The 12,108-nt window shown below is 40.5% G+C and carries 10 protein-coding genes and 1 riboswitch; of the genes, 8 read left to right on the forward strand and 2 right to left on the reverse strand.

The genetic code is table 11. The features are described from left to right. The first annotated feature begins 185 nt into the window (after positions 1–185). Positions 186–282, forward strand: a riboswitch (glycine riboswitch). Between the two features lie 231 nt (positions 283–513). Genes gcvT through gcvPB form a run of 3 tightly spaced genes read left to right on the forward strand, consistent with a single transcriptional unit; the run spans position 514 to position 4,438 of the window. Next, on the forward strand, positions 514–1,620 hold the full coding sequence (gcvT, locus tag O2S85_RS08455; protein WP_269412213.1) for a glycine cleavage system aminomethyltransferase GcvT: 1,107 nt from the start codon (positions 514–516) through the stop codon (positions 1,618–1,620). Positions 1,621–1,635: 15 nt separating this feature from the next. After that, positions 1,636–2,988, forward strand: coding sequence for an aminomethyl-transferring glycine dehydrogenase subunit GcvPA (gcvPA, locus tag O2S85_RS08460; RefSeq protein WP_269412214.1), 1,353 nt, complete (start codon positions 1,636–1,638; stop codon positions 2,986–2,988). Continuing rightward, positions 2,978–4,438: an aminomethyl-transferring glycine dehydrogenase subunit GcvPB gene (gcvPB, locus tag O2S85_RS08465; RefSeq protein WP_269412215.1), complete on the forward strand. Its 1,461-nt coding sequence runs from the start codon at positions 2,978–2,980 to the stop codon at positions 4,436–4,438. Before gcvPA ends, gcvPB begins: the two co-directional genes overlap by 11 nt. A 112-nt stretch (positions 4,439–4,550) precedes the next feature. Here the strand turns inward: gcvPB and O2S85_RS08470 are convergent, their stop codons facing one another. Next, entirely contained in the window at positions 4,551–4,916 is a 366-nt protein-coding gene (locus tag O2S85_RS08470; RefSeq protein ID WP_269412216.1) for a rhodanese-like domain-containing protein, read from the reverse strand. Positions 4,917–5,333: 417 nt separating this feature from the next. Between O2S85_RS08470 and O2S85_RS08475 the strand changes: the two genes are divergently transcribed. From O2S85_RS08475 to O2S85_RS08485, 3 genes are all read left to right on the forward strand, one after another. Next, positions 5,334–7,895, forward strand: coding sequence for a vitamin B12-dependent ribonucleotide reductase (locus tag O2S85_RS08475; RefSeq protein WP_269412217.1), 2,562 nt, complete (start codon positions 5,334–5,336; stop codon positions 7,893–7,895). 148 nt (positions 7,896–8,043) lie between these two features. Further along, on the forward strand, positions 8,044–8,460 hold the full coding sequence (mntR, locus tag O2S85_RS08480; RefSeq protein ID WP_269412218.1) for a transcriptional regulator MntR: 417 nt from the start codon (positions 8,044–8,046) through the stop codon (positions 8,458–8,460). Between the two features lie 114 nt (positions 8,461–8,574). Then, positions 8,575–9,465, forward strand: coding sequence for a patatin-like phospholipase family protein (locus tag O2S85_RS08485; RefSeq protein ID WP_269412219.1), 891 nt, complete (start codon positions 8,575–8,577; stop codon positions 9,463–9,465). An 82-nt stretch (positions 9,466–9,547) separates the two neighbouring features. Here O2S85_RS08485 and O2S85_RS08490 read toward each other — a convergent pair whose 3' ends face one another. Then, positions 9,548–9,925, reverse strand: coding sequence for an SA1362 family protein (locus O2S85_RS08490; RefSeq protein WP_269412220.1), 378 nt, complete (start codon positions 9,923–9,925; stop codon positions 9,548–9,550). Between the two features lie 374 nt (positions 9,926–10,299). On the opposite strand from O2S85_RS08490, the gene O2S85_RS08495 reads away from it, so the two are divergent. Both O2S85_RS08495 and O2S85_RS08500 read left to right on the forward strand, forming a co-directional pair. Continuing rightward, on the forward strand, positions 10,300–10,809 hold the full coding sequence (locus O2S85_RS08495; protein ID WP_269412221.1) for a YqhR family membrane protein: 510 nt from the start codon (positions 10,300–10,302) through the stop codon (positions 10,807–10,809). Between the two features lie 203 nt (positions 10,810–11,012). Further along, positions 11,013–12,074, forward strand: coding sequence for a M24 family metallopeptidase (locus O2S85_RS08500; protein WP_269412222.1), 1,062 nt, complete (start codon positions 11,013–11,015; stop codon positions 12,072–12,074). The last annotated feature ends 34 nt before the right edge of the window (positions 12,075–12,108 follow it).

Here is a 12,108-nt window from a genome sequence, read left to right on the forward strand (position 1 = left end):
GTATTTATGATATACTAAAGCCAAATCAAGATAGAGATTTCCGATTAGAGGAAAATGAACTTTCATAGATGTTTAATACACATCCCGCTATATTACGAATGTGATGTGTTTGATTCATTAATTTGGCATCGCTTAACATTTTGTATTAGTAGTATACCCAATTACATCTATTTTCATAAAAGCGAATGACTGTAAGGGGAGAGATTGCGTAAATTTATATTACGCAACGCCGAAGGAGCAAACTCATGTGAATCTCTCAGGCAAAAAGACTCTTACAGGACGCACCTCTGGAGAGCGTTTACAGCATTTGTAAACCACCAACGAAGCAAGCATCCGCCGGCAGTGTTCTCACTGTTTTAAAAAGGGTGCGCAACTTTCAGGTTGACTGACAGAGATTTCCTTTATAGAAGGAGATCTCTATTTTTTTGTGTAAAAACAAAGAACAAAAAATGAAAAATGGTCAATACCGCTGAAATTTGGGAATTGCCCATGTTCGAAAGGGAGTGGACAGGTGTGAGTGAATTAAAGAAGACCCCGTTGTTTCCGGAGTATGAAAAATACGGGGCGAAGACAGTCGATTTTGGAGGCTGGGATTTACCGGTGCAATTTTCCAGTATTAAGCATGAGCATCAGACAACAAGAACAAAGGCAGGTTTATTTGATGTATCCCATATGGGTGAGATAGTTGTTAAAGGGGAACAGAGTCTGGCTTTCTTGCAAAAGGTGATGACAAACGATATTGCCAAACTTGTGCCCGGACGTGCACAGTATACGATTATGTGTTATGAAAATGGCGGAACAGTTGATGACCTAATCGTTTATATGATTGACGTCAATCATTATTTGCTTGTTGTGAACGCAGCTAATACAGATAAGGATTACCAGTGGCTTGTAAAAAACAATGCGGAAGATGTAACGGTTACCAACGAATCAGCAGCGTATGTTCAATTGGCATTGCAAGGGCCATTAGCGCAGGAAATTCTTCAACCGTTAACAGGTACAGATTTAAGCGGGATTAAACCTTTCCGATTTGCCAATCCAGTTTATTTTTCCGGGATCAAATCAGGTGCGATTGTTTCCAGAACCGGCTATACCGGCGAGGACGGATTTGAAATTTACATTGCTGCCAAAGAAGGTCGTGCATTATGGCAGCTGATCATGAACGCCGGTAGCGACAAGGGGTTGGAACCAATTGGTCTTGGTGCCAGAGATACATTAAGATTTGAGGCGAATTTGGCTTTATATGGTCAAGAATTATCTGAAACCATTACACCAATAGAGGCAGGCCTGGGATTTGCCGTTAAACCGAACAAAGAAGCTGATTTTATTGGGAAATCTGTATTACAAAAACAAAAAGAGGAAGGTCCTGCCAGAAAATTGGTTGGGATTGAGATGATCGATAAAGGGATACCAAGGCATGGTTATCAGGTTTTTGCTGATGACAAGGAAATTGGATTTGTGACATCGGGCACACAATCTCCAACATTGCAAAAAAATGTGGGTTTAGCATTATTACAGGCTGAATATGCAACTGTAGGTACAAAGGTTCAAATTCAGGTCAGGAAAAGAGCACTACAAGCGGTTATTGTCGCAACACCATTTTATAAACGTGCAAAATAGGGGGAGGGAATACCAGTGGAATTTCGATATTTACCAATGACAGAAGAAGATAAACAGGCAATGCTTGAGAAAATTGGTGTAGAAAATACTGATGCATTATTTTCCGATATTCCGGAACACGTTCGATTTAAAAGGGAACTGCAGCTGAAGCAACCTGCAAATGAGTCGGAATTGAAAAAGGAATTGGCTGGTCTGGCAAAACAAAATGCGAATTTACAGGATCATTGTTCGTTTCTTGGGGCAGGTGTCTATGATCATTTTATCCCGTCTGTTGTCGACCATGTCATTTCCCGTTCTGAATTTTATACAGCATATACACCTTACCAGCCGGAGATCTCTCAGGGGGAATTGCAGGCAATCTTTGAATTTCAGACGATGATTTCTGAGTTAACCGGTATGCCGATTGCTAATTCATCCATGTATGATGGAGGAACAGCGTTGGCTGAAGCAGTAACATTGAGCGCGGGTTCAACCAAAAAGCAAAAAATTCTTGTATCCAAAGCAGTGCACCCCGAATCCCGGGAAGTAATTACTACCTATGCCAAAGGGCAAAATCTTGAGATCATCGAAATTGATCAATATAACGGCCGAACAGATTTAAAACAATTGGCGAATGAACTCGATGAAAATACAGCGAGTGTGGTGATGCAATATCCAAACTTTTTCGGTCAAATTGAACCATTGGATGAAGTGGAAACGTTGATTCGTCAGCAAAAGAAAACGATGTTCATTGTGTCCAGCAACCCTTTGGCATTGGGATATCTAACCCCGCCTGGAGAATTTGGTGCTGATATTGTCGTTGGGGATACGCAAGTTTTCGGCATACCTGCCCAGTTTGGCGGCCCGCATTGCGGCTATTTTGCAACAACAAACAAATTAATGCGCAAGGTTCCGGGCAGATTAGTTGGTCAAACGATAGATGAAAACGGCCAACGTGGTTTTGTCTTAACATTACAAGCAAGAGAACAGCACATCCGCCGTGACAAAGCAACCTCAAATATTTGTTCCAATCAGGCATTGAATGCACTGGCAAGTTCAGTAGCCATGAGTTCGATCGGCAAACACGGAATCAAACAAATGGCCATGTTGAATATGCATAAAGCACGGTACATGAAGGAACAGCTGGAAAAGAAAAACATTGAGATTGTCACGACTGGTCCTTTTTTCAATGAGTTTGTTATCCAATTGCCTGGTAATGTGTCAACATATAATAAACAATTATTGAAAAAAGGGTTCATCGGCGGCTATAATCTGGAACGGTCTTATCCTGAATTAACAGGACAGATGTTGCTTGCCGCTACAGAGATTCGTACAAAAGCGGAGATCGATACTTTTGTAAAAGAATTGGGGGATATTCATGGTTGCTAAAGATTTTCCATTAATTTTTGAACGCAGTAAGGCAGGAAGAACGAGTTATAGTCTGCCAGCATTAGATGTACCGGAATATGATTTACAATCGGAATTCGATGAGCAATTCATCCGTCAGACACCGCCGGAATTGCCGGAAGTAAGCGAATTGGATATCATCCGGCATTATACCGGATTGTCCAATCGCAACTATGGTGTAGACTCAGGATTTTATCCACTCGGTTCGTGTACGATGAAATATAATCCGAAAATAAATGAAGATGTAGCCCGGCTGCCAGGCTTTAGCCAAATTCATCCATATCAAGATCCGGAAAGTGTTCAAGGTGCATTGGCCATGATGTATGATTTACAAACAGCATTAGCGGAAATCACCGGGATGCATCAGGTTTCATTACAGCCTGCTGCAGGTGCACAAGGGGAATGGACCGGGTTAATGATGATTCGTGCTTTTCATGAAGCAAATGGGGATAGGAAACGAACCAAGGTCATTGTCCCTGACTCCGCACATGGCACTAACCCTGCATCCGCATCTGTTGCAGGTTTTGAAGCGGTAACAGTAAAATCGAATGAAAAAGGTTTGGTAGATCTTGATGACTTAAAACGCGTGGTTGGTGAGGATACAGCAGCATTAATGCTGACAAACCCGAATACATTGGGGTTATTCGAAGTAGAGATTCTGGAAATGGCGAAAATTGTACATGATGCCGGTGGGAAACTGTACTACGATGGTGCCAATTTAAATGCCATTATGGGCTACACCAGACCAGGTGATATGGGATTTGATGTTGTTCATTTGAATTTGCATAAAACCTTTACCGGGCCACATGGCGGTGGAGGTCCAGGTTCGGGTCCGGTTGGAGTTTCAGATGAATTGGCCGCATTCCTGCCAAAACCGCTGCTTGTCAAACAAAACGACAAGTATATGTTTGACCACGATCGGCCACAATCAATTGGTCGGGTGAAGCCGTACTATGGTAATTTTGGGATTAATTTACGTGCATATACCTATATTCGGACTATGGGTGGTGAAGGGCTTAAAAAGGTTAGCGAATTTGCGGTATTAAATGCTAATTACCTGATGCGACGTTTGGCAGATGAATATAAATTGCCTTACCTACAGCACTGTAAGCATGAATTCGTGCTTTCCGGTAAAGATCAAAAGAAATTGGGAGTCAGAACCCTTGATATCGCTAAACGTCTGCTGGATTATGGGTATCATCCGCCAACCATTTATTTCCCGTTGAATGTGGAGGAAGGAATGATGGTTGAACCAACAGAAACAGAGTCGAAGGAAACATTGGATGGGTTCATTGATGCAATGCTTGCCATTGCCAAGGAAGCAAGAGATGATCCAGAGACCGTCCAAGAGGCACCACATACAACTGTTGTTAAGCGGATGGATGAAACAACCGCCGCACGAAAGCCGGTATTACGGTATCAAAAAGAATAAATAGAAAAAGCCAAAGTCGGTGTGTTAAAAACATAACGGCTTTGGCTTTTTTAATGGAATGATGTTTTTGAGTACAAGTTAAACCAGACTAGTATCAATGCGTGCAGCTTCTTTATTTAATCTTTCCTGTCCATTTTTTAAAGCCGCCTTTGAGTTGATTTACGTCTTGATAGCCTTTTTTATGAAGCAGTTCTGCTGCCCGGACGGATCGTGTTCCATTTTGGCAATAAAGGTAGACAGGTTTATCCTTCCGTAATTCAACGAGACGTTGTTTCATTTGCGTTAAAGGTATATTTCTTGCGCCAAGTATATGCCCTTTTTTAAATTCCTGGGGCTCACGTACATCGATTAATTGGGCTTTGCGATACCCTTCCTTAAACTGGTCCTCGGTTAGCGTTTTTAAATAAGCTCGCTGTCGGAAATAGCGAAACAGCATAAATGCAATGATAAGCACAAGTGCAATAATGAGAATTGTCATGTTTTTTCCCCCGTTTTTTAATGCTTCTAATTTCTATTATATGGTTCATGATCAATTTTTTCAAAGAGTTTAATGTTAATATCTATGAAAAGTAGGTCTATATACCTATGTTTATTTTCTTGATAAGATGTATCATGTAATTTGTGATATTTTGCGGTTGATATATTTGCTAAAACATCCTCATGGTAAATGCAAATGGTGAAAAAAATGATTTAAACAATTGTATTGGTTATTTACTTGTTTTATCGCAAAATTACACACGAAATTACATTTTTTCATGTTTGACAAAAACATGCTTTTTTGCTTCATAGTACAATATATAGTGTATTTTTAAAAAGGCAAGCACAATATATTGTTCTTTTTAGTTTATTTATGGTAAAGTGATTCTAGAAGTTAAATAGGAAAAGGAGTGAGGAAATGTCGACGGCTGTCGAAGAGCGAAATCAAATAAACATAAAAAATTTAAACCAGGACATTGCATTGTTCCCGCAAGTTCACCCGATCACGACAGATATGAAGTTAACACATAAAGGGGTATCAAGACTTGTGATGCTGGACCGTTACGCATTTAAAGATACAGAAAAGAAAACCTTGAAGGCGGGGGACTTTGTTGTATTGACGGTGAAAGCAGATCCGAAATTTCCAGCACGTGGTCTCGGTTTTGTAAAAGATATTGACTGGGTTCATAAGCAAGCTGATATACAGGTTAATCCAGAATTTGTCCATGTCCTCGATCTTGAAGAAGAACGTGAAACCGGAGTAGTCAAGCGTTCGCTCGATGTGATTGATAAGCCATTGGAGGTTTATTACGAACAGATTGCCAAACGAAATGCAACGGGGCTTTCTCAAGTTGAACCAACAGAAGAGAAACGGCGTGAATCATTCATCAAGTTTAACAAAGAATTATCAAATCTAAACTTTATTCCGGCCGGCCGGGTTCTTTATGGCGCTGGTTCAAAAACAGATGTCACGTTCTTTAACTGTTACGTGATGCCATACATCCAGGATTCGCGTGAAGGGATTTCCGATCATCGCAAACAGGTTATGGAAATCATGAGCAGAGGTGGTGGTGTTGGTACCAATGGATCAACACTTAGACCTCGTAATACATTGGCAAAAGGGGTCAACGGGAAATCATCTGGTTCCGTATCATGGTTGGATGATATTGCCAAATTAACTCACTTAGTTGAGCAAGGCGGCTCAAGACGTGGAGCGCAAATGATAATGCTTGTAGATTCTCACCCGGATATCATTGAATTTATTATTTCCAAGATGCAGAACCCGAGAATTTTACGATACTTAATTGAAAACACTGGAGACGAACAAATCAAACAGCTAGCACAAGAAAAATTGAAGTTTACGCCATTGACAGAAACAGAGGTTGCACTGTATCAAGGGATTGTTAATTATAAAACGATGCCAGGATTGGGCGGTTTTTCCGAAGCAGCGATTAAAGAGGCCGAAACCAAATTAAGAGACGGCGGAACATATTCTGTTCATCAACCAGAGTTTTTAACTGGTGCGAATATCTCCGTTTGCTTAACGAAAGATTTCATGACTGCCGTGGAAAATGACAGCTGGTATGAACTGCGTTTTCCGGATGTAGAAAATTACACAAAACAGGAAATGGAAGACTATAACAGCCAATGGCATGAAGTGGGCGACGTTCGCAAGTGGGAAGAAATGGGTTATGGTATTCGGGTTTATCGCCGGATCAAAGCCAAGGAATTATGGAACTTAATTAATATTTGTGCAACGTATTCAGCGGAACCGGGAATTTTCTTTATTGACAATGCGAACGATATGACGAATGCCAAAGCTTATGGCGATCAGGTTGTCGCAACAAATCCGTGTGGAGAACAACCACTTGCACCATACTCAGTCTGTAATTTAGCAGCAGTGAACCTTGCTGAATTTGCAAATAAAGACACCAAAACAGTAAATTTCGAGAAACTAAAGCAAACAGTACAAACTGGTGTGCGAATGCAGGATAATGTGATTGATGCCACACCATACTTTTTAGAGGAAAACAGAAAACAAGCGTTAGGTGAACGTCGTGTTGGTCTCGGCGTCATGGGACTTCATGATCTCTTGATTTACTGTGAAACCGAATATGGTTCAGTAGAAGGAAACAAATTGGTCGATCAAATATTCGAAACGATAGCTACAACCGCATATCGTGCATCGATTGAATTGGCCAAGGAAAAAGGAAGTTTCCCATTCCTGATTGGTAAGACGGACGAAGAAACAAACGAACTTCGTCAAGCATTTATCGATACTGGTTACATGAAACAAATGCCAGATGATATTAGACAGAACATATTAAAATATGGCATTCGGAACTCCCATTTATTAACTGTTGCGCCAACCGGATCCACTGGTACAATGGTTGGCGTAAGTACCGGATTAGAACCATATTTTTCCTTTTCGTACTTTAGAAGTGGACGACTTGGAAAATTTATTGAGGTTAAGGCAGATATTGTTCAAGAATATTTAGATCAACATCCGGATCAGGATCCAAATCAATTACCTGACTGGTTCGTTTCAGCAATGGAATTACCACCGGAAGCACATGCTGATACCCAATGTGTCATCCAGCGCTGGGTAGATAGTTCCATTTCCAAAACGGTTAATGCACCAAAAGGATATAACGTCGAGCAAGTAGAGAGCGTCTATCAACGTCTATACCGGGGGGGAGCCAAAGGTGGCACGGTTTATGTAGACGGCAGCCGTGATACCCAAGTGCTAACCTTAAAGGCGGAGGAAAATTCATTTGATGAAACAGATGAAACAGAACAGACACAAGAACAGCCGCGTGTTGTGCTGATGGATACCATCCAAGAGCTGGATAAAACAAACGTTACCATCGGTTCAGAAGTTGGAGATACTTGTCCGGTGTGCCGTGAAGGCAGTGTAGAAGACATTGGTGGTTGTAATACATGCACAAGCTGTGGTGCCCAATTGAAATGCGGGTTATAGGATGATGTTTGTCAAGAGGGGCTAATCATTTATTGATTAGCCCCTAATTTTTGCGGATATGGCTTGTCTATCGGATAGTTATCATGTATCCTTAAACTAGAAACATTGTTGCCTTCCCTAAAAATTATTTTCGAAGTGAGGAGATTTTATGCCAACTCCAAGTATGGAGGATTATATAGAACTGATATATAAATTAATTGAATCGAAAGGGTATGCACGTGTATCCGATATAGCCGAAGCATTAGAGGTGCATCCATCTTCTGTTACAAAAATGGTACAAAAATTAGATAAAGATGAATACTTGAATTATGAAAAATACCGGGGATTTATTTTAACTGCCAAAGGCAAAAAAATTGGTGAACGATTGGTATTTCGTCATGAATTACTTGAGCAGTTTTTGGAAATTATCGGCGTGGAAAAAGAAAATATTTATCAGGATGTGGAAGGAATTGAGCACCACCTAAGCTGGAATTCCATTGACCGAATCGGTGATGTTGTGCAGTATTTTAAGGCGGATAAGGAACGGATTGCCAAATTACGTGAAAACCATATTGAAGCTGAATAGGACGATCGGAATCCATCTAACCAGGTGGGTTCTTTTATTTTCTTTTAATTTCATGTTCTAATTTTTAAACATTTTGCTTAAAGATGTATAAAGCCCGAATAAGGAGCGAAATCGATGAAAATTGATGGCGTGTTCTCTGGCGGTGGTGTAAAGGCTTATGCGTTTGTGGGTGCGTTACAAAGCGTAGAAGAGCATGGGCATGAATTTGTTCGCGTGGCAGGCACTTCTGCTGGAGCCATTGTTGCTGCATTTGTGGCGGCGGATTATCGGCTGCAGGAACTGAAAAAAGTACTGGAAGAACTTGACTTGAGGAATTTCCGCGATCCGCCCGCCATAAGTAATTATATTCCATTTAGCAAGTGGTTGTTTTTTTATTTTCAAATGGGGATTTATAAGGGTGATAAACTGGAAAATTGGTTATATGAACGTTTAGCCGCGAAGAAGATCTATACGTTTAGTGATGTCAAGCAAGGTCAATTGAAGGTAGTTGCCAGTGACTTATCACTTGGGAAGATGGTTGTCATTCCAGACGATTTGGAACGTCTCTATGGTATAAACCCAAATTATTTCCCCATTGCTAAAGCAGTACGCATGAGCGCAGGGTTTCCGTATTTTTTTATGCCCAAAAAATTACCAGGTAAAACAAGACAAAAAAGTATTATGGTTGATGGCGGTTTACTAAGCAATTTTCCGCTTTGGATCTTTGAAAACGGTGATACTACGAAAAAGCGGCCAGTTTTAGGGATAAAATTAAGCGCAGATATGTCAGAACCCCATCCACGGAAAATTAAAAATGCATTTGATATGTTCCATGCCCTCTTTTCTACCATGAAACAGGCACATGATGCACGTTATATCTCGAAATCGCAAAAAAATAACATCATCTTTATACCGGTTGAAGATGTGGAGACAGTTAACCTTTCGATTCCGGAGACAGTGAAAACCAATTTGATTAACACAGGAAGAATGAGCGCGGATCAGTTTTTGTGCAATTGGCCTAAATAAAGTGAGCGTCAATTCTGTCGGTCGTTCTGCTTCCCAATGAATGTACGTTGAAAGAATATCAATGAAAAAACCGAGCTGTCATTTAAAAGGATGCCCGGTTTTTTCTTTTTTGTTTATTGCCGTTTCCATCAATCACCCGCAAATGGGTTGCACGTTTGGTGGCCTTTTTTTTCATGTTTAATGGTTGCGGTGATTTTTGGCGAACTGATTTCTTATTATTTGTTTTATATTTTGCTTTTGATTGTTTCACTGCTTGCTTGTATTTTTTCATGTCGCTGGAAGGGGCCCTTTTCTTAAGAAACACGAAATAGATTACCGCGAAAATCGCTATACTGACACCGAGCATGGTAAAAATACGGCCGAAAAAGTGTGCTGTATTATTAAATAGTTGAGAAAACAAGCCGATAACAGCAAGACCGATGATCACATAAACGAACACGGAAAACTTATTGCGAATCATAAACATTCAGACCTCCTTTCAAGGTACGTAGATACAAAACTCCCTTATTTTCTGTATACCACCAAAGAGGGGGTTTATATCGTCTTTTTTACTGGTTATCTTAAATTCTTTCCTTTTTACATGAAAATATTCAAATTTAGTTTGGTTTTTTGTTCAAAGTAAAGAAAGTATAAAATTTATGGATATATGAAGCTTATAACTGGAAAGGCCATGTCCGGCTCCAGCGCCCAGCGGCTAGTGTGCTTCCTTCACCTTCCTATTGGCTCACTTCCTAATTTCATTTTACTAAAAAACATGGGGTTTCACTAGCCCGGATTATAAACTTCGAGACTTAATTTTCGACAATTGGTGATAATAGGGGTGGAGGTGGTATTGTGGCGGAAAAAAAACCAAACCAAGCGTCTTCGCAACAAGTGAAACCAGTGTCCATATTGCCCAGATCCTTATTCACCGGTTTTATCGGCGGACTGATCTGGAGTATATGCGGTGTACTCCTATATTATTTTAATTTTGCAGAGGTTTCCCCCAAAACTTTTGAGTTACGGTCCTGGTTAAAAACAGAATGGACAGACAGCTGGCTTGGCGATGTTATTTCCATACTTGGCGCAGGGATACTCTCCATATTGGCAGCGTTTATCTACTATGGATTGTTCAAGCGAATCCGGCCGTGGTGGTTTGGAGCAGTTTACGGGATTATCCTCTGGGTGATTATTTTTTATGTTTTACACCCGATTTTTGGTGATGTGCCATCTTTAGCCGAAATGAACATGCATACGATTGTGTCAACGGTCTGTTTATTCATACTTTATGGTACTTTTATTGGGTATTCCATCTCATATGATTATTATGATACGGTTGTAAAGGTATGGAAAGACAGGAAATAAATAATTATCCAAACAAGTGGGTTTATGATAAACTATAAAAGTAAAAAATCGTTTTGCAGTAAGTTTCACACATAGAACATTCAGAACAGATCAGGTGCAGATAAAAATTATTAGTCTTTCCATGGCAGGAACAGAGAAATGAGAAAACTACAGTCGACTCGAGAACACTTTGATCAGCTCAAAACAGAAAGGGGAATGGGAATATGGAGAAATTAACAAAGCTACGTGAAAAGCTTGAATCCCATGCGTTGGACGCAATTATTATTACAAGTCCAGTTAATCGGAGGTATATTACAGGATTTACAGGTACAGCTGGCGCAGCGATTATTACAGGAAAAGAGGCGCTATTTGTTACGGATTTTCGTTACATAGACCAAGCTACTGAGCAAGCCCGCGAATTTGAAATTATCCAGCATAAAGAATCCATGATTCAGGAGCTTCATGAGCAATTGCAAAAACGGAATATAAAACGTGTCGGTTTTGAAAAGGATCATGTGACTTTTTCCGAATATGAACAGTATCAGGAACTGTTTTCAGCAGAACCTGTTCCAGTCAGTGGATTGATTGAAGATTTACGGCTAATCAAATCGGAAAGCGAACTCAAAATCATGAAACAGGCTGCCAAAATTGTTGATGATGCCTTTATTCATATTCAAGACTATATCAAACCGGGCGTCAAGGAAATTGAGATTGCCAATGAACTGGAATTTTTTATGCGCAGACAAGGTGCTACATCATCCAGTTTTGATACAATTGTTGCTTCCGGCTATCGTGGAGCGCTGCCACACGGGGTAGCCTCAGAAAAAGAGATTCAAAATGGAGAGCTTGTCACAATGGATTATGGTGCTTTGTTTCAAGGCTACTGCTCCGATACGACAAGAACAGTCGCTGTTGGAGAAATAAGTGATGAGTTGCGGAACATTTATAATACGGTATTAACGGCGCAACTCAAAGGTGTGGAAGGTGTCAAACCGGGAATCACTGGCAAAGAGGGAGATGCGATTGTCCGGGATTATATAACAGAACAAGGTTATGGAGACAAATTCGGTCATTCCACTGGGCATGGTTTGGGAATGGAAGTACATGAACAGCCGACACTCTCACATCGGTCAGAAACAATATTGGAGCCTGGGATGGTTGTTACTGTTGAACCAGGTATTTATGTGCCAAATGTCGGCGGTTGCCGGATTGAAGATGATCTGGTAGTAACCGAAACAGGTAATGAACGGCTGACATTTGCTGATAAAGGATTAATTCAATTGTAAATGCGTGTTCAAAAGGAGGATAAAAAGGACCGAG

It is taken from the genome of Lentibacillus daqui (assembly GCF_027186265.1).
Lineage (GTDB): Bacteria > Bacillota > Bacilli > Bacillales > Amphibacillaceae > Lentibacillus_C > Lentibacillus_C daqui.